The 18167-nt window shown below is 44.6% G+C and carries 16 protein-coding genes and 2 tRNA genes; 9 read left to right on the forward strand and 9 right to left on the reverse strand.

The genetic code is table 11. From position 1 onward, the window contains the following. Nucleotides 1–124: 124 nt before the first annotated feature. The 7 genes from NDJ01_RS12450 to NDJ01_RS12480 all read right to left on the reverse strand — a co-directional run bounded on the left by NDJ01_RS12450 (nucleotide 125) and on the right by NDJ01_RS12480 (nucleotide 8905). On the reverse strand, nucleotides 125–1921 hold the full coding sequence (locus NDJ01_RS12450; RefSeq protein WP_258586773.1) for an aminopeptidase P family protein: 1797 nt from the start codon (nucleotides 1919–1921) through the stop codon (nucleotides 125–127). Continuing rightward, on the reverse strand, nucleotides 1921–2913 hold the full coding sequence (locus tag NDJ01_RS12455) for an ABC transporter ATP-binding protein (RefSeq protein ID WP_017633963.1): 993 nt from the start codon (nucleotides 2911–2913) through the stop codon (nucleotides 1921–1923). Before NDJ01_RS12455 ends, NDJ01_RS12450 begins: the two co-directional genes overlap by 1 nt. Nucleotides 2914–2922: 9 nt before the next feature. Then, nucleotides 2923–3906, reverse strand: coding sequence for an ABC transporter ATP-binding protein (locus NDJ01_RS12460; RefSeq protein ID WP_017820901.1), 984 nt, complete (start codon nucleotides 3904–3906; stop codon nucleotides 2923–2925). Nucleotides 3907–3916: 10 nt separating this feature from the next. Further along, nucleotides 3917–4849 (reverse strand): ABC transporter permease subunit, encoded by a 933-nt coding sequence (locus tag NDJ01_RS12465; RefSeq protein ID WP_005377839.1) that lies wholly within the window; start codon nucleotides 4847–4849, stop codon nucleotides 3917–3919. A 9-nt stretch (nucleotides 4850–4858) separates the two neighbouring features. Further along, entirely contained in the window at nucleotides 4859–5779 is a 921-nt protein-coding gene (oppB, locus tag NDJ01_RS12470) for an oligopeptide ABC transporter permease OppB (RefSeq protein WP_005377838.1), read from the reverse strand. A gap of 144 nt (nucleotides 5780–5923) precedes the next feature. Further along, nucleotides 5924–7534, reverse strand: a complete 1611-nt coding sequence (locus tag NDJ01_RS12475) for a peptide ABC transporter substrate-binding protein (protein WP_213891634.1) — start codon at nucleotides 7532–7534, stop codon at nucleotides 5924–5926. 264 nt (nucleotides 7535–7798) lie between these two features. After that, nucleotides 7799–8905, reverse strand: a complete 1107-nt coding sequence (locus NDJ01_RS12480; protein ID WP_258586774.1) for a M20/M25/M40 family metallo-hydrolase — start codon at nucleotides 8903–8905, stop codon at nucleotides 7799–7801. A gap of 538 nt (nucleotides 8906–9443) precedes the next feature. Between NDJ01_RS12480 and hppD the strand changes: the two genes are divergently transcribed. From hppD to NDJ01_RS12520, 8 genes are all read left to right on the forward strand, one after another. Beyond that, a complete protein-coding gene (gene hppD / locus NDJ01_RS12485) occupies nucleotides 9444–10517 on the forward strand; it encodes a 4-hydroxyphenylpyruvate dioxygenase (protein ID WP_258586775.1) in 1074 nt (357 codons plus the stop codon). After that, nucleotides 10510–11640, forward strand: coding sequence for a homogentisate 1,2-dioxygenase (locus tag NDJ01_RS12490; protein ID WP_054576459.1), 1131 nt, complete (start codon nucleotides 10510–10512; stop codon nucleotides 11638–11640). The genes hppD and NDJ01_RS12490 overlap by 8 nt, the downstream gene beginning before the upstream one ends. A gap of 9 nt (nucleotides 11641–11649) precedes the next feature. Next, nucleotides 11650–12687 (forward strand): fumarylacetoacetate hydrolase family protein, encoded by a 1038-nt coding sequence (locus NDJ01_RS12495; RefSeq protein WP_258586776.1) that lies wholly within the window; start codon nucleotides 11650–11652, stop codon nucleotides 12685–12687. Between the two features lie 21 nt (nucleotides 12688–12708). Then, a complete protein-coding gene (gene maiA / locus NDJ01_RS12500; RefSeq protein ID WP_005377832.1) occupies nucleotides 12709–13377 on the forward strand; it encodes a maleylacetoacetate isomerase in 669 nt (222 codons plus the stop codon). A 195-nt stretch (nucleotides 13378–13572) separates the two neighbouring features. Further along, complete coding sequence (locus tag NDJ01_RS12505; protein ID WP_258586777.1) at nucleotides 13573–14232, forward strand: DUF2726 domain-containing protein; 660 nt, start codon at nucleotides 13573–13575, stop codon at nucleotides 14230–14232. Nucleotides 14233–14351: 119 nt separating this feature from the next. After that, nucleotides 14352–14690 (forward strand): hypothetical protein, encoded by a 339-nt coding sequence (locus NDJ01_RS12510; RefSeq protein WP_005377830.1) that lies wholly within the window; start codon nucleotides 14352–14354, stop codon nucleotides 14688–14690. A 179-nt stretch (nucleotides 14691–14869) separates the two neighbouring features. Beyond that, nucleotides 14870–14946: transfer RNA gene (locus NDJ01_RS12515), tRNA-Val, on the forward strand. 32 nt (nucleotides 14947–14978) lie between these two features. After that, nucleotides 14979–15055 (forward strand) — tRNA-Val (locus NDJ01_RS12520). Between the two features lie 138 nt (nucleotides 15056–15193). Here the strand turns inward: NDJ01_RS12520 and NDJ01_RS12525 are convergent. Next, complete coding sequence (locus tag NDJ01_RS12525; RefSeq protein ID WP_074191235.1) at nucleotides 15194–15490, reverse strand: YkgJ family cysteine cluster protein; 297 nt, start codon at nucleotides 15488–15490, stop codon at nucleotides 15194–15196. Nucleotides 15491–15712: 222 nt separating this feature from the next. Next, nucleotides 15713–16159, reverse strand: coding sequence for a DUF3291 domain-containing protein (locus NDJ01_RS12530; RefSeq protein ID WP_145532195.1), 447 nt, complete (start codon nucleotides 16157–16159; stop codon nucleotides 15713–15715). Between the two features lie 389 nt (nucleotides 16160–16548). Between NDJ01_RS12530 and NDJ01_RS12535 the strand changes: the two genes are divergently transcribed. Next, nucleotides 16549–18045 (forward strand): EAL domain-containing protein, encoded by a 1497-nt coding sequence (locus tag NDJ01_RS12535; protein ID WP_258586778.1) that lies wholly within the window; start codon nucleotides 16549–16551, stop codon nucleotides 18043–18045. Nucleotides 18046–18167 lie beyond the last annotated feature (122 nt).

Below are 18167 nucleotides of genomic sequence, written 5' to 3' on the forward strand. Positions count from 1 at the left end.
GCCTCGCTAACATCGCGGGGCGTTTTTGTTTTTACGCCGTTATCTCTATAAAAAAACCAGCCCGAAGGCTGGCAAATAAGGAGTTTGAGATGAAAATGAAAACGTTATAAAACTTGCTGATATCCTATTTCTCAATAAGTTGGGTTGTGCTTTGAAGCCAGTTTTTATCTTGCGTATCAAGAAAAGGGCTAAGCGCCTGATAGACACGTGAATGGTAATGATTAAGCCAGTCTAGCTCTGCTTGATCTAGCATTGATAAGTCAAGGGCGTTGGTCGCAATTGGAGCAAGAGTGATGGTCTCAAAACCGTAAAGCGTGCCGAACTCATTTTGTTCTACTTCTACAACTTTAAGAATGTTCTCTATTCTTACTCCGTACTCACCTTCGCGATACACGCCTGGTTCATTAGTAATGACCATACCCGGTTTTAGCTCAACCTCGCGGTGGCTTTGCGAGAAATTTTGTGGGCCTTCGTGAACATTCAAGCAAATACCTACGCCGTGTCCAGTGCCACACTTGTAATCAATACCATCTTGCCATAAGACGCCACGCGCCATGATATCAAGATTGGCACCCGTAGAGCCTTTCATGAATCGAGTCTGAGTCAGTCGGATGACCGCTTTGAGCACCAAGGTATAATCTTTGCGCTGCTTAACGGTCGGTGACCCGAAGTGGAAAGTACGGGTGATGTCTGTTGTCCCGCCAAGGTATTGACCACCAGAATCGACGAGAAAGAAGTTGCTTTCATTGACTACTGCATTGCTTTCTTCATCGGCGGCATAATGCATTTTTGCCCCGTGAGCTGCGAAGCCTGCAATAGTGCGGAAACTGTCACTTACATAATGTCGGGTTTGACGGCGATAGTGATTCAGTTGTGCCTCAGCAGACAATTCTGTAACGAGTCCGCTTGGAACTTGCTCTTCTAGCCAGTTCATAAACCTTACTATTGCCACACCATCATCCGTTAATGTCTGCTCTAGGCTAGTTAGTTCGGTCGCATTTTTTATGGCCTTCATTGCCGTTACAGGGCAAGCCATTGGTTTTAGATTCACATTCTGTTCAATCGAACTCACCAATAAGCTGTCTGTGTGGGTCGGGCTAAAAGCGAGCGATAATCCCTCACATTGCTGATTCAAATACTGACTTACGTAGTTATAATGGCGAATGTGTACACTCTGCTCGGTCAACGACTTTTCAACGTCTTGAGGCAGTTTGGCTTTATCAATAAACAGTGTCGCAAGTGATTGCTCTACGATTAGATAAGCTTCAGAAACTGGGCAATAATTCGTATCACCACCTCGAATATTCATTGTCCACATGACATCATCTAGCGTTGACACTAATAAGCTATCTACTTGGTTCTCGGTTAACCAAGAACGGATTCTCGCTAACTTATTTTCTGTATCAACGCCAGCAAAAGCGGTGGGATGCTCGAATACGGGTGCACTTGGGCGAGGTGATCTTTCAAGCCAAATCGGTGTGAGTAAATCCAGGTCGAGAATGATCTTAATGTTTTTCGCTTCAAAGGCTTGTTTGAGGCCTTGATAAAAAGCGTAACTGATGGCACGTCCGTCAACTGCGACAATACTGCTTTCTGGGAGCGTGGTAGCCAGCCATTTGGCAATTGTCGGTGTTTCTGGTTGTTTGGCTTTAAACAGTTCAAGCCCTGTGCCGTGTAACTGTTCTTCAGCTTGAATATAGTAACGACCATCAGTCCACAGGCCACCACCTTGTTGGGTAATGACGACATCGCCTGCTGAGCCGGTAAAACCTGAAATCCAGCTTCGCGCTAACCAATGATCCGCTGAGTATTCGCTGTTATGCGGGTCATTGTTGGTCACGATATATGCAGACACGTTGTGAAAGGACATTGCCTCACGCAATAACGTAAGGCGTTGGTTTACTGAGTTAGTATTGTTCATTAAATGGTTCCTAAAGTCATATTTGAGCAATAGATATGATGCTGCTCCGAGCCTGTTTTTATTGGGTTCTGTTGCCCGCATACTTCTGTTGCTTCTGGGCATCGAGTACGAAAAACGCAACCGCTCGGTGGGTTAAGTGGAGAAGGAAGATCGCCGGGCAATAGTTGTATTTCACGGTCACGTGCTAATTGCGGATTAGCTATCGGGACAGCAGATAACAGTGCTTTGGTGTAGGGGTGTTGAGCATCATCAAATACTTGATCGTAACGTCCTACTTCCATAGGTTTACCAAGATACATCACCATAACGCGGTCGCTGATATGGCGCACCACGCTTAAGTCATGCGCAATCATCACCAGTGTTAACCCCATTTCTTGTTTAAGATCATCTAGAAGATTGATGACCTGAGCTTGTATGGAGACATCTAGTGCACTAACGGGTTCATCACACACGACCAAATCTGGATTGAGAATTAATGCTCTGGCAATGCCCACACGCTGGCATTGACCTCCGGAAAATTCATGTGGATAGCGGTTTCGCTGGCTCGCCAAGAGACCCACTTTATCCATCATAGCGATGACACGCTTTTCTACCTCTGCCCGTTTAAGCTTTGGCTCGTGGGTGAGCAGTGGTTCGGCGATGCATTCTGAGATGGTTAACCTCGGATTCAAACAAGCGGATGGGTCTTGAAACACCATCTGAAATTCTCTGCGTCGAGAGGAAAGCTCTTTTTTACTAAACCCGAGCATGTCTTGACCTTTCCAAGTCAACTCGCCATGTGTAGGTTCAATTAAGCGAAGTAAGGCGCGAGCAAGTGTTGATTTTCCGCAGCCTGATTCCCCCACAATGCCAAGTGTCTCACCTCGGTAAACATCTAAGTCGATACCATTGACCGCTTTCACGATTTTACGTCGACTTGGAATAAGATGACGTGAAACAGGAAAGTGGACGTTTAAATCACGAGCAGACATGAGGACTTCTTTTTTATTCATAACGCCTCCTTAAGCTTTTATTTGAATGGGAGTGATAACACTGGGTGCTTTAACGTGACAGGCAATGGACTGGCTCGTGTTTAATGGAGAAAACCGTGGGGTTTCGTATTGGCAACGCGTCTCTCGATGCTCGCACCGCTCTTTAAACGGACACCCTTGATGGTTAATCAACGCACTTGGTGGGTTACCTGGGATGGTTGGTAAACGCGGCATATCTTCAGTGATGGAAGGAATCGCCTTTAGCAGGCCTTGAGTGTAGGGGTGCGCAGGTTGAGCGAACAATGTCTCGGTATCTGATTGCTCCATTTTTTGACCACCATACATGACCAATACGCGATCACACATCTCGGCGACGACGCCCATATCGTGAGTGATCAGTAAAATAGCCGTATTGAACTCTTGTTGTAAGTCTCGTAATAGCGTCAAAATTTGAGCTTGAACGGTTACATCTAACGCGGTGGTTGGTTCGTCTGCAATTAACAACTCGGGCTTACACAACAAGGCCATCGCTATCATGATTCGCTGACGCATTCCGCCAGATAATTCGTGAGGGTATTGATTCATCCTAGTTTCGGGAGAGGGAATACGCACCGCATCCAACATGTGAATCGATTCAATTTTTGCTTGTTTTCGGGTCATTCCTTTATGAATCATGAGAACTTCACAAAGCTGTTTGCCAATTTTCATAAATGGGTTGAGTGACGTCATCGGATCTTGAAAGATCATTCCGATTTTCTCTGCACGGATGCGGTTGAGCTGCTTTTTAGACATCGCGAGTAAATCATCACCGTGGAACATTGCGCTTCCAGACACGGCGCCGTTATCCGCGGTTAACCCCATTAATGCGAAAACAGACTGGCTTTTTCCCGAACCTGATTCCCCAACAATCCCAAGAGTTTCGCCCGCTTTAATCGAGTAGGAGAGATTACTGACCGCTTGCACTTGCCCATCTGGCGTATCGAAGCGCACGTTCATGTTTTCAATAGATAGCATGGGTTTGTCCTTATCGGTCTTTCGGGTCAAGAGCATCACGCAAGCCATCGCCGATGAAGTTAAAACAAAAGAGGGTGGCAACTAAAAACAGAGAGGGAAAAAGCAGCATCCACAATGCAACGTCAATCGTTTTTGCGCCTTCGGAAATTAGGATTCCCCAGCTCGTGTCTGGTGGTTGAACACCAAGCCCTAAGAAGCTCAAAAACGATTCGAACATAATGAATCCTGGTACCATTAAGGAGGAATAAACCATCACGATCCCAAGAACATTAGGCAGAACATGGCGTCGGACAATTGTCAATTTAGAAACCCCAATAGAGTGTGCGGCTTCGATGAACTCTCGCTTTTTTAGACCGAAGGTGACGCCACGTACAACACGGGCAATGCCCAGCCAAGATACCATTCCGATCACGATAAAAATCAGGTAGATGTTGTTGCCAAAAAGGGTAACAAACAGGATAACCATAAACATAAATGGCACCGAATCGAGCACCTCAATAATGCGCATCATTACGCTATCGACAACGCCGCCAAGATAGCCGGAAATACTTCCCCAAATCGTACCAATAACAACGGCGACTAAGGCGCCAACAAAACCTACCAAAATAGAGAGCCTGCCACCTTGCATCGTGCGAGCGAAAACATCTTGCCCGAGATCATCGGTACCAAAGTAATGACCACTGCTCAGTGAAGGTTTTCCTAGCTCGTATGGATCGATGAGCACTTCCCAGTCAATTTCATCATGGCCAAAAGCGGCAAGAGAGGGGCCGAAGGTGATGCATAAGGTAATGAACGCCAAAACATACACTGATGTCATCGCGGCTCTGTTTTTACGAAATCGAGTCCATGCATCCTGCCAAAGACTGCGACCTTCGACGGCTTCAATATTGTCGACGACTTGATCTTGAAGAGCTTGTGTATCCAGTTTTTTGATCGTTAACATGCCGTACTCCTAAACGCGTATACGAGGGTCGATAATCGTATATAGCAAGTCGACCACAAGGTTAAAGAAGATAGTGAGTGAAGCGACAATCAGAGTAATGCCCATTACTAGGCCGTAGTCGCGGTTGAGAGCACCAGACACAAAGTGTTGTCCCATGCCACCTGTACCAAAGAAAATGTCGATAATCACCGAGCCTGTCACAACAGACACAAACGCAGGGCCGAGCATCGCAACGACGGGAATAAGGGATGGTCGCAAAGCATGATGGAATAAAATGTAGGTTGTGGACAAACCTTTGGCCTTTGCCGTTCGAATGTATGGTTGGTTGAGTGTTTCAATCATTGCGCCACGCATGACGCGTGCAATACTCGCAATGGAGCCAATCGCCAGGCTGAGCACGGGAAGAACAAGAAAAGCCAGCTTTCCTCCTTCCCAACCACCAGCAGGGAACCAGCCGAGCTGAATGGCGAAGATCATGACTAAAACTGGAGCAAGCACGAAAGCCGGAACCACAACTCCAGTCATCGAAAGTGTCATCAGGCCGTAATCTAGGCGGCTATTTCGGTTCAATGCCGCAATGGTGCCAAGCAACATGCCAAGTGGAACGGAAATGCAAAAGGAGAGTACGCCTAATACTGCTGAAACTGGCCATGATTGTGCGACGAGCTGTGTAACACTGAAGTCTTGATAAACGAAGCTCGGACCGAGATCTCCTTGTATGAAATTACCAATGTAAATCCAAAACTGAGTAAGGAAGGGCTGGTCCAAATGGAATTTTGCTTCGATATTCGCACGTACCACCTCTGGCATAGGCCGTTCCATATCAAATGGCCCCCCTGGTGCAATGTGCATCAGCCAAAATGATACGAGTGCGATGAATAGAAGCGTGGGGATAGCGATAGCTAATCGCTTAACAATGTACCAAATCATGATCCATCATCCTTTGGTCATCCGAAATCACTTCGAACGGTTATGAATAAAAAATGGTCTGAGCTCAGGTTGCCTTCTCCACCGAGAGATATGAGGAACGGCAAGTAAACATTGAACTTGCCGACTCAGACCGAAAACATGCTTTTAGTGGGCTTTTACATAGACATTCTTGCGGTAGTACGACGACTCAGGGTTTGTCAGTTCGTAGCCGCCCACGTAAGGCTTGATGAGGTATTGATCGTTACCCGGACGATAAATAGGAATAATGGCCATGTCTTCAATCAGCATGCTTTCTGCTTGTAGATACAGTTCTGATGGGTTGCTCATGGTCTTTGAGCGAGCCATTAACTCGTCGTATTGCGGGTTGTTATAACGAGAATCGTTGTACTCGCCATTAGAAACAAAGATATCTAACCACGTAGAGGCTTCATTGTAGTCGGCTGTCCAGCCGCCGCGAGTAATGTCGGTCGGCTCTTTAAGTGCGTAGAACACTTTCGGTTCTAGCTGTTTTATCGTGACTTGCGCACCCAGTCGGCTTTTCCACATGCCTGCCATGGTGGTTGCCATTTTTACGTCCATCGAGAAAGTTGGTACGGTAAACGTTAACTTAAGCGGATTGCTTTTATCGTATCCAGCTTCTGACAGTAATTGCTGCGCTTTTTCGATACGTTTATGGCGGTTCCAAGTTGCGAACTCAGGAGTGTGAGATTTAAAACCATCTGTTTGAGGTGGCACAAGGGTATACATTGGAACCCCACCGTTTCTCAAAATAGCACTCGTTAACAGTTGACGGTCAATGGCATATGAGAGGGCTTTACGAACCCGCACGTCTTTTGTTGGCCCTTGTTGAGTGTTGAGGTAATAGAATGTGGAGCCAAGAGAAGCACTGGTGCTTGCCACTTCTTGTGGGCGTTGTTGAATTAACTTTTTCTTCTGGGCGGCAGGAATGGAAACCGCTTGGTCTATCTCACCAGCTAGGTAGCGGTTTAGCACTACGTTTGCATCACCAATTGGTAGCCAAGTGACTTTTTCCAGCACTACATTGCTTGCGTCCCAATAATGTGGATTTTTAACCATCACCAGTTTTTCGTTAACTTTCCATTCAGAGACAGTAAACGCACCATTTGTAACTATATGCTCAGGCTGGGTCCAACGGTTGCCATGTTTTTCAACGGTCGCTTTATGAACGGGTGCAAGTACGGGATGACTTAATAGTTTCGTAAAGAAGGGAATAGGCTCTTCGAGTGTAACCTGGAATGTTTTTTCATCCAGCGCCTTCACGCCCAAAGACTCAGGCTCGGCTTCGCCCTTCATAATGGCTTGCGAGTTTTCGATATTTGGAATGGCCGCAAACCAAGCGTACGGTGAAGCAGTGCTTGGATTCAGTAAGCGTTGCCAGCTGTAGACAAAATCTTGTGCAGTGACCGTTTCGCCATTTGACCATTTTGCATCACGTAAGTGGAAGGTATAAACCGTATTGTTGTCATTGACTGACCAAGATTCAGCAACACCAGGAATGGTTTTACCTTGCTTATCTTGAATGACCAGACCTTCAAACAGGTCTCGACCGAGATTGAAAGCGGGCTCTGCGGCTTGCTTGGCTGGGTCAATAGAAGTAACTTCAGCCCCATTGTTTAGCGTAATTTCTTGTGTCTCATCGAGGGTCACACCTACGGGATACGGCGCGGCATAGCTTGATGTTGCCAGTATTGGACTCATCATCGACGCTAATAAAAGCAACTTAGGTAATTTCATCCTTGTCTCACTCTTTTCATCCTGAAAGATGCCAAAAATGTATATTGTATAAATTGTCTACACAATCGAGTTTTAACATTACTGTAACAGGGTGTCAGGTGTTGAGCTGTCTAGTCTCAAAAAGTGAGCTAGGGGAATTTCTTTGAAGATCTGATATCAAGTTGGCATGACGGGAAGTAATTTTGCTTCGATACAAATTAAAATCCCCTTCAAGCACAGGCTAGAAGGGGAAGATAGTCAGTCTGCTTTTCAAAAGGCATGACGTTAACTGACTAGGAAATGTTTCACGAACTCAGTGGCTTTGACCATATCACTTACCGCGATAAACTCTTCTGTCGTGTGTACTTTTGCCATGCCAGTTGAAAGGTTGACAGTTGTGAGACCTTTCTTGTTAAAGTTGTTGGCATCGCTACCGCCGCCAGTGCCTTTTGTGAAGGCGTCAATTCCCAACTCTGAAAACGCTGCTTTTATAGCGTTTACGTGTGGGTGGTTTTCTTCAATAACAAAAGCGTCGTAGGCTCGGCTAGATTCAATTTCGACTTCTGCACCGTGTTTTTCACAGACAGACTCTAATGTTGAGATCATATGATTGACCTGAGCATCTAGTTTATCGCCATTCAGGGAGCGTGCTTCTGCCACGATTTTTAATTCAGGCATAACAATGTTTGTGGCCTGACCGCCATTCACTATACCGATGTTGGCTGTCGTTTCTTCGTCGATGCGAAGCAGCTTCATTTGGTTGATGGCATCTGCCGCCACCATGATCGCACTGATGCCTTCTTCTGGCGCAAGCCCTGCATGTGCTGGTCGACCTTTGATTGTTGCCACGATTTTTTGCTGGCCTGGGGCTGCGGTCACAATAGTGCCAATAGGACCACCCGTATCTAACACGATTGCTTCCGTTGAAGTGACGTGTGACATATCGAAGTATTGTGAACCGAATAAACCGCCTTCTTCATACACGGTGAAAGCAAGTTCTAACGTTTTGTGCTCAAGGTTTTCCGCTTGAATACAACGAACGGCTTCCATGATGGCAGCAATACCAGATTTATCATCGCCACCAAGAATCGTATTGCCTTTTGAACGGATAACGCCGTCTTCGATGATTGGCTCAATGCCAATGCCCGGTGTGACTGTATCCATATGACTGCTCATTAGGATAGAGCCATCTTTTTTGCCGTCTAAACGGGCGTACACGTTAAAGCCGTTAGAAATGTGCTTAGGTACTGGAAGCTTGTGCACGGTAAAGCCTAGCTCGCCTAGCTGCTCTGCCAGTGTTTCTGCAATTTGTTTTTCGTTTGTTGATTCGCTATCGATACGTACCAGTTGGCAAAAATGTTCAACTAAGCGTTCTTGATTGATGTGTGTCATTAGATGTCTCTTTTTCTGATCGAGCGTGAAGCCTTGTGGCTCGGCTCGATAGGGAACAGAGCACCACTTATGGCACAGTTACTTTTAAATAAAACTGAGGTGAATCAATAAAGGGGTATCCATGACACGATTCTGACCGATGAGCCTTTCGAACTGTATGAAGCGTCACGAAACATTACTTTTGATGTTTTGCAGGATCAAATGAATAAATCGGATAGAGATAGGGTGCAATAGACTTTCCATCCCCTTTTGCTTTTTGAGCTACGTTGCCAAGATAAAATGCCAAAGTAACAACTTGTTTACATTTTATATGTTGGCGTAAAGCCGAAAATATCAATCTAATATATTGAAAATAAGCAGTTTATTTGATGTTTACGAAAGTGGATTCGACGCGCCTCCTGTATGTAACATATATTTTACAATTATGCGTAAAAATCGCCAAGGTAAAGATTTCTCCCCACGTATTCCAATTTCTCAAGACCTGCGCCAAGTTAGAAAAATAAGTCCAAACAAAAGCTACTGAGACAAGGAGAAAGTCATGGTTGATGCATATAACCCACTAGGAACAGACGGATTTGAGTTTGTTGAATATACCGCTGCTGACAACAAAGGCATTCAACAGCTTAAAGATCTGTTTATATCGTTAGGTTTTGCGGAAATTGCAAAGCATCGCTCAAAAGAAGCGTGGTTATATCGACAAGGTGACATTAGCTTTATTGTGAATGCGCAGCCGCATAGCCAAGCTGAGGGATTCGCCAGAGTTCACGGTCCGTCGGTTTGTGGCATGGCATTTCGTGTGAAAGACGCCACCGTTGCTCTGGCGCATGCGTTAGAGAATGGCGGTAAAGAATATAAAACGGAAATTGGGCCGATGGAGCTAAGCATTCCTGCTATTTATGGCATCGGTGAAAGCTTGCTTTATTTTGTCGATCGTTATGGAAAGCAGAGCATCTATGATGTCGATTTTCGTTTTTATGATGATGCTGATGAGCGTTTATCAAAAGCGAATGTTGGTCTTTACGAAATCGACCACTTAACGCACAACGTTAAGCAAGGCAACATGGATGTCTGGTCTGGTTTCTATGAGCGCATTGGTAACTTCCGCGAAATTCGTTATTTCGATATCGAAGGTAAGCTGACAGGTCTTGTCAGCCGTGCGATGACCGCACCTTGCGGCAAAATCCGAATTCCTATCAATGAGTCGTCAGATGATAAATCACAGATTGAAGAGTTTATCCGTGAATACAATGGCGAAGGTATTCAACACATCGCATTGACCACAGACGACATCTACGAAACGGTCAAAACCTTGCGTGAGCGCGGCATGGACTTTATGCCAACGCCAGATACTTATTACGAGAAAGTCGATGAGCGTGTTGAAGGCCACGGTGAAGATGTAAGCAAGCTTCGTGATTTGCAGATTCTTATTGATGGTGCGCCAACGAAAGATGGCATCTTGCTACAAATCTTTACTCAAACCGTTATCGGCCCTGTGTTCTTCGAAATCATCCAACGTAAAGGCAATGAAGGCTTTGGCGAGGGTAACTTCAAAGCGTTGTTTGAATCGATAGAAGAAGACCAAATTCGCCGAGGAGTATTGAGCGATGCATAAATGGATCACATTCCCTCACCGGGAGGGAGTGTGCTCTAAACAAGCGCATGCTGACTTCCCGGAAGAGGCAATTTATGAACGTGAGGCAGGTCGAAGTGGCTTCTTCGGCCCCGCAACACATTTTCATCATCAACATGCCCCAACGGAGTGGTCTGAGTGGGAAGGCGAGCTACGTCCACGAGCATTTGATTTTAATCTAGTCGAGAAAGCCAGCCATATTACCCCTTGGGCAGTCCCACATCTATTACACAACACGAATTGTAAAGTTCGTGTCTGGCGTATGGATGAAAAAATGGACTTCTTGGTGAGAAATGCAGATGGCGACGAACTGCTATTCATCCACCAAGGTACGGCAGATCTCTACTGTGATTATGGTCATTTGAAAGTGAGCGAAGGGGATTATGTCATGATCCCGCGCTCAACGAGCTGGCGTTTAGAGCCAAGCGAGCCGATGTTCATTCTGATGATCGAAAACACCGATGCGGCTTATACATTGCCCGAAAAAGGCATGGTTGGAAACCACGCGGTGTTTGATCCGGCGGTTCTAGAAACGCCGTCGATCAACGATCAGTTCCGTGCTCAATATTCTGAAAATCAAACACAGGTTCAGGTGAAACGCCACGATAAAGTCAGTGTTATCACTTACCCATTCAACCCGTTGGATGCGATTGGGTGGCATGGTGATTTGGCGGTAGTAAAAGTGAACTGGCGTGATATTCGTCCACTTATGTCACATCGTTACCATTTACCGCCTTCTGCACATACTACATTTGTAGGAGCAGGATTTGTGGTGTGTACCTTCGTTCCTCGTCCAATTGAAAGTGATCCTGGAGCGCTCAAAGTACCGTTCTACCACAACAATGACGATTATGACGAAGTCTTGTTCTACCATGCAGGTGATTTTTTCAGCCGTGACAACATTGAAGCAGGCATGGTGACATTCCATCCAGCAGGATTTACGCATGGTCCTCACCCGAAAGCATTCAAAGCAGGGCGAGAGCATAAGAAGACTTTCACCGACGAAGTTGCGGTCATGATTGATACGCGTCACGCACTTCAGTTTTCGGATGAGCTGGAAAAAGTAGAAAACAAAGAATACGTCTATAGCTGGCAAGAGAAGTAAGAGGCAAGGATGAAATTAGCAACCAAGAAAAATAGCACTCGTGACGGTTTGTTGATGGTCGTGAGCAAAGACTTAACGCGCTGCGTACCAGCGACAGAAATTTTCCACCCCATGAACTTAGCACCGACGATGCAGGTGGCACTTGATAACTGGGATACGCTAGCACCGCAACTGGAAGAGCTATACGTTGCACTGAACAATGGCACGGTTGCAGGGTATGAAGAGTTTGAAGCGCACTACTGCGAGTCGCCGCTTCCTCGCGCTTATCAGTGGGCTGATGGCAGTGCTTACGTAAACCACGTTGAGTTGGTTCGAAAAGCTCGCGGCGCTGAAATGCCAGAGAGTTTTTGGACGGACCCGTTGATGTACCAAGGAGGCTCTGATGCCTTTATTGGACCTTGTGACAACATCGAGTTTGGCAGTGATGAATGGGGTATTGATTTCGAAGGTGAAGTCGCTGTGGTAACTGGTGACGTACCAATGGGCGCGAGTGTTGCAGAGGCTCAGGAGTCGATTCGTTTGATCATGCTGGTGAATGATGTCTCACTGCGTGGCCTAATTCCCGCAGAATTAGCTAAAGGGTTTGGTTTTTTCCAATCTAAACCTTCTTCTGCGTTTTCTCCTGTGGCAGTAACACCTGACGAACTCGGCGATGCGTGGTACGAAAACAAAGTGCATTTACCACTGGTCTCGACCTACAACCACAAGCCGTTTGGTCGCCCAAATGCGGGTATCGATATGACGTTTGATTTTGCAGACTTAATTGTTCATGCGACTAAAACGCGCCCGCTATCCGCTGGGGCGATTATTGGCTCAGGTACGGTATCTAATAAGCAAGGCACCGAACATGGCACTTCGATTGAGGAGGGAGGTGTTGGTTATTCATGCATCGCGGAAGTTCGCATGATTGAAACCATTCGTGATGGTAAACCGTCGACTAACTTCATGTCGTTTGGAGATTCAATCAGATTGGAAATGTTCGATGCGGATGGCAACAACATATTCGGCTCGATTGACCAACAAGTTAGCCAATATCTCAAGCACTAACAATGCTGGTTGGGAGACGATATGAGCGATAGCATGATTTTATACGGATACTGGCGATCATCGGCGGCGTATCGTGTGCGTATTTGCTTGAATCTTAAAGAGTTATCGTATGATTCAAAATCGGTACACTTGGTGCGCAATGGTGGCGAACAACACAGTGACGAGTACCATGAGTTAAACGCTTCTGAACTGGTTCCTTTGCTGGTGGATGGGGAGGTTCAGTTAACCCAGTCACTGGCGATCATTCAATACTTAGAAGAACACTACCCGGATGTCACTGTGATCCCCGAGCAAACGCCGCTTCGATACCAAGCGCTAGCTTTGGCTCAGGATATTGCAATGGAGATTCATCCCCTGAATAACTTAAGAGTTCTACAGTATTTAGAGGGGGAGCTAGCTTGCGAACCAGAGCGTAAAGTCGCTTGGATTCATCACTGGATCCACAAAGGTTTTACAGCATTAGAAGAGAAACTTCAGAAGCATCGTAAACTAAATGGTGATTGCAAGTTTAGCCTGACAAGCTCGCCATCTATTGTCGATATTTGTCTGGTACCACAATTTTATAACGCACAACGCTTTGGTGTAGATACCTCTCTTTATCCAACCATTAACGCTGTTGTGCAGTCATGCAATCAACTGCCAGCTTTTATTGATGCGATGCCAGAGAATCAGCCAGACGCTAATAGTTGATTCTTAGCATACATAATGTATTAACAAAATTTAAACGAGCCAATCCAAGTGTGTGATTGGCTCGTTTTTATTGGTGAGCAAAATTTTCTGTTTCTCGCTATCGTCGTGGCGCCTCAAAATTGCGAGGTTTTGTTGCTCTGCATAACATTTCCATTTACGCTTTGAGCAACGAGTTGTTTTGGATGCACTTTATTTATGACCAACATTTTTATCATTGTTGTTCTTCTGGTTTTATTCTTCTTTGTTATTCAAAAGTACGTGATTAAGCACGATGACACGCGTGATTATCCTTATCGCTCGAAAGGACCGCTACTCAGGGGGCAAGAGAGCGCATTCTATAATGCGTTGAGGGCAGCGGTAGGTGAACATGCGGTGGTATTCGCGAAAGTAAACATGTCCAGTTTGGTTACGCCAAAAGAAATCAAAAATAAGAAGCAGTTTTTTGTCGCGAACAATCGCATATCTCGAAGTTATTTTGATTACGTTATTTGTGATCCTAGGACGCTAGAGCCGCGTGTGATCGTTGAATTGGATAACGGGCAAGAGTTAAGCAAGGGCAAGGTAGAAAGACAAAAGTTACTGATCCATGTTTGTAAGACAGCAAACCTACCTTTAATCGGCGCTTCGATAAAGCACAGTTATCAAGTTGGGCGATTACGTCGTTTGCTTGCGGCACATATAGATTTGATTGAGCCTGATAAAGAAGTGCGCTTTTGCAAAAAATGCGGCAGTCCGATGATCATTAAAACCGCAAGCCAAGGTGAATTCAAAGGTCGACGCTTCTTTACTTGCAGCCGCCAACCAAATTGTACATACACCGAAAATTATAACGTTGTGTTTGAGGCGGACGACTAAACACGACAATTAACCAGCAGAAATAAGGGGCTTTGATTAGAGATGATCAAAGCCTTTTTTGTATCTGTCCTCAAGGCAAGACCTATACTTTGAAAAAGAGTGCAGAATAGGGAAGCTATATGCGATACGGATGGATTTTGTCAGCGTTGTTCATCGCATCTAATGTTAGTGCGATACCTAATTTGAAACCACTGGAGTGTGAATTGACAGAGACACCCCAAGATCATTTCTTGTTTTACCGAGAGCAAATGGTTTACCACAGTGAGCAGTTTGTCATATTTCAAAACTTCAAAGGCAGGGTGAGCACTCAAGTGGACGTCAAAACAGGAGAGTTGATTCGTACAACCTATATCGGCGAACCATTTAAACCTAAATATCAGATTTTGTTCGGCACTTGCCCTAAGGTATCGCAAACCTTACAGATTTGGATGCTCAGTGAAGTGCCTTACGACAATTAAGTGAGATAATAAAAGTTATATAGATCACACTTTTAAACCCTGCAGGCTCAGTCCTTGTCGATAAAATCATCTGAAAACGCGTGTTGAGTTTACATTTTCGCCAAACGGTTCAAAGTTGGTAAATTTGTGCTTGCACCGTCGTTCGCTTATAGCTAATATCCTCGTCGTTCCAGAGAAATGCGTCCGTAGCTCAGCTGGTTAGAGTATCGCCTTGACATGGCGGGGGTCGGTGGTTCGAGTCCACTCGGACGCACCATTCTGAATTGAATGGTTAGGAACACAAAATTTGGGTCCGTAGCTCAGTTGGTTAGAGTACTACCTTGACATGGTAGGGGTCGGCGATTCGAGTTCGCCCGGACCCACCAAATTTTAGAAAAAGCCCACCAAACGGTGGGCTTTTTTGTATCCATAATTTGTTGATACTCAGATTTAAACACCTTACTTTTCCTTTGCACACTTTCTACAAATACTCCGCATTGCCATCAGTGTAAATTTGAGTGGTTTTACAAGAATTTAACTCGTTCATCTAAACATTCATTGGAGCCCATTTCGAATTCGCGGCAAATCCAAGGCCTATTTTCGTAAATCGTACACATTAATGTGTCTCTGTCTAAAGCTGCACACCAACCATCATTTAGCCGCATCATTGTTTCGCCTCCATACTGGTCTCGCGCAATAAACTCTTCAGGTACGCCAGTATCTGAAATAATCATAACCTCGAGACGGCAACAACAAGCCTTACAGTTAGAGCAAGATACATCAGAGGGCAGGGGAGAGGGAGTCTTAGTTGGTATAATCATGAATAACTACAATTTGGTCAATTGTGCATGGTACCGTAAATTTAGCACGAATGAACTTTATTTCTGAAATAGAACACCCTATGAGCGATAAACCAAGTGAACGCATTTTATGCGTTCACTTGCATTTCTTCCCGAGTAAGTCGGTAGAACTGACAGTGATTCACACCAATTAACCTTATAGTCAGTGTAAATTTGAACGTGATTTTTTGTTATACACGTACTTTACACAAGATCTGCTTCTGTAAAGTTTGTTTTAAATGTGAAAGCAAATGGTGTATCTCCGTTTTCGCGCAAATGCTGAAGGCGTAACAAGGCTTCTTGTGGTGTTGGTATATAACCGTCTTCTACCCACCACAGAACATAGCTATCCTCCGCTAGACGATGAAACCATTCGCTTTTTCGGCGCATGAAATCTCTATGACCGGTACGAAACATAAAGTTTTTAAGTGAGTCAGTACTTTCCCAAATAGACATGTTTACAATCATGTTCGGGTCATCAAATAATTTAATGTTTGTTGCATCACCGGAGTCGTCTTTTAGACGCCAAATAAAGCCTTCACTTTCTTCAGCTATACCATTAATTAAGTCCAAATTGTCTACGAACTCTTTAATTTCTGGTGCATCCAAAGGATATTTAGCAAGCGCAATATTTAATTGAGCTAATTTCATTTCATGACCCTCCCTGGTCGATAAGCCTGTAATGCTGGTAAAAAGCTCTAAGTAGCTTTTCCTATTTTATCATGCAGTGTGTTGCTAGTGCCTTCAAAGGTCAATTAGAAAGTTAGTGACTGTGGCGAGTCATTGGATGGCAAAAAAGTCGTTTTATACATTGGTTATGTTGAGCATAACCCCCTCTTTTCTCGCGATTATCGTCGGTAAGTCTCACTCAAGAGAGTTGCTATCTTGGATATGCAGCAGTACTCTCATTTTTCTGTGGCAAGCCTTGCACTTCTATACTTCTTATTGAGATTCGATCCTCACTTTTTGGTGTGTGAACGTGAGATAGTGTTCATGTCACTCTTTAATTTAAGTTGTTTGGCTGAACGTTAGGAGGAACTTTGATTACAAAGATAACAAGAAATGCCATTTTGCTTGGCCTAGTTCCCATTGCAGTTTTTGTTGTGGCTTTTAATTCAATAGCCAATTTTTACATCAGCTATATCAAAGAGACTAAAATAGACACCTATGTCGATTATTTACACCAACGATCCATGTATTTGGATGAGGCGATTGTAAAGCAGGTTTCGCAGTTAGATTTCACGTGCAGTAATAGTGATGTTAGAACATTACGCGACCCACGTTTTTATAACCATTACATCCGTTTCATTGCGATGGAAACGAGTGACGGTAAAACATGCTCCACGATTGGTCGTGAAGTATCTCATTTATCCAATGCGCAACGATTTCAGCTTGGCGAAAACTTTTTTGCATCACTTATTTTACCGGAACACCAAGATCAAGTTGAGTGGATGGTCATTTATGAAAATGAACATGTTGAAGTTGTCTGGGTTCTCGATAATAGTTGGGTTAAAGAAGTGATAAAAACGCCTTGTGAAGACTGTTTGTTCGTCGAGTTTATATATGATGAGCCTGTATTTGGAGATTTAACAATAAGTCGAGGAAAACCAGCCATTGCAGCAGAAGAAGCGGCAGTTTCAAAGGAGTTATTCTTCTCGGCTGAGTCTCAAGCCAATATGCTCATCAAAATACACAGTGGCGAGAAACTGAAGAGTTATGCTCAGGAAAGAGTCTTTCTATGGGGAGGCCTAGTCAGTGTGCTTATGGGGCTGGCTTTTGCGTTTGTATATGTGTCCAGTAAGAGCTTGAGAAAGTCTATCAAAGGCTTGATCCAGAATGGGATTAATAATGCGGAATTTGTCCCTTATTACCAAGCGATTGTCGATAGTCGTGATGGTGTAACAGTGGGGTATGAAGCACTGATTCGGTGGTCTCGCCGTGATGGTATGGTGCCGCCAAACATGTTCATCGGCGCTGCAGAAGAAAGTGGTCTGATTGTCCCAATGACGAATCAGCTTATTCGTAAAATCATACAAGATCTTAGTGTGTTACCTGAGCATGTGTGGGTCAGCATCAATATTGTTTCTTCCCATTTAGAGTCAGGTGAACTCACTAAGTTACTGTCAGAACTGAATTGGCCATGTCCGAAGAGAGTCCATTTTGAGTTGACCGAGCGAATTCCTGTAAAAGATACAGAGGCAGCGAAAAAAGAGATTTTGTATCTGGCGAATAAAGGCTACAAGTTCAAAATTGACGATTTTGGGACTGGGTATGGCGGCTTTTCTTATTTGCAAGATCTGGGTATCCGATGCTTAAAAGTGGATAAGATGTTCATCGATCCAATAGGCTCTGATGACCAAAAATTGAAAGTGTTAGATTCTATTGTCTCGGCAGCAAAGAAAGCGGAATGTGAGATGATTGCAGAAGGTGTAGAGAGCGAGGCTCAAGTCGCGTATTTGGCTCAGCATTCTATTTACCTTATTCAAGGGTATGTCTACGCTAAACCAGAGCCTATTAACAACCTTGTGATGACTTAAAGCAAGGCATAATGGGGCGTATTCATTATTAAAGGTGTCTTTCGGCACCTTTTTTATTACTTAACCTTTTTTTATTACTTAACCTTTTTGGGTTCACTGTTCGATAGAACACCTGTTGAGGT

The sequence above is a fragment of the Vibrio sp. HS-50-1 genome, assembly GCF_024747315.1.
GTDB lineage: Bacteria > Pseudomonadota > Gammaproteobacteria > Enterobacterales > Vibrionaceae > Vibrio > Vibrio diabolicus.

Excerpts from the sequence above, each read along its gene's own strand:
- NDJ01_RS12465 (WP_005377839.1), bottom strand. The coding sequence starts at position 4,849 with ATGTTAACGATCAAAAAACTGGATACACAAGCTCTTCAAGATCAAGTC.
- NDJ01_RS12455 (WP_017633963.1), bottom strand. The coding sequence starts at position 2,913 with ATGAATAAAAAAGAAGTCCTCATGTCTGCTCGTGATTTAAACGTCCAC.
- oppB (WP_005377838.1), bottom strand. The coding sequence starts at position 5,779 with ATGATTTGGTACATTGTTAAGCGATTAGCTATCGCTATCCCCACGCTT.
- NDJ01_RS12495 (WP_258586776.1), top strand. The coding sequence starts at position 11,650 with ATGAAATTAGCAACCAAGAAAAATAGCACTCGTGACGGTTTGTTGATG.
- NDJ01_RS12510 (WP_005377830.1), top strand. The coding sequence starts at position 14,352 with ATGCGATACGGATGGATTTTGTCAGCGTTGTTCATCGCATCTAATGTT.
- NDJ01_RS12475 (WP_213891634.1), bottom strand. The coding sequence starts at position 7,534 with ATGAAATTACCTAAGTTGCTTTTATTAGCGTCGATGATGAGTCCAATA.
- NDJ01_RS12505 (WP_258586777.1), top strand. The coding sequence starts at position 13,573 with ATGACCAACATTTTTATCATTGTTGTTCTTCTGGTTTTATTCTTCTTT.
- NDJ01_RS12460 (WP_017820901.1), bottom strand. The coding sequence starts at position 3,906 with ATGCTATCTATTGAAAACATGAACGTGCGCTTCGATACGCCAGATGGG.
- maiA (WP_005377832.1), top strand. The coding sequence starts at position 12,709 with ATGAGCGATAGCATGATTTTATACGGATACTGGCGATCATCGGCGGCG.
- hppD (WP_258586775.1), top strand. The coding sequence starts at position 9,444 with ATGGTTGATGCATATAACCCACTAGGAACAGACGGATTTGAGTTTGTT.
- NDJ01_RS12480 (WP_258586774.1), bottom strand. The coding sequence starts at position 8,905 with ATGACACACATCAATCAAGAACGCTTAGTTGAACATTTTTGCCAACTG.
- NDJ01_RS12525 (WP_074191235.1), bottom strand. The coding sequence starts at position 15,490 with ATGATTATACCAACTAAGACTCCCTCTCCCCTGCCCTCTGATGTATCT.
- NDJ01_RS12450 (WP_258586773.1), bottom strand. The coding sequence starts at position 1,921 with ATGAACAATACTAACTCAGTAAACCAACGCCTTACGTTATTGCGTGAG.
- NDJ01_RS12530 (WP_145532195.1), bottom strand. The coding sequence starts at position 16,159 with ATGAAATTAGCTCAATTAAATATTGCGCTTGCTAAATATCCTTTGGAT.
- NDJ01_RS12490 (WP_054576459.1), top strand. The coding sequence starts at position 10,510 with ATGCATAAATGGATCACATTCCCTCACCGGGAGGGAGTGTGCTCTAAA.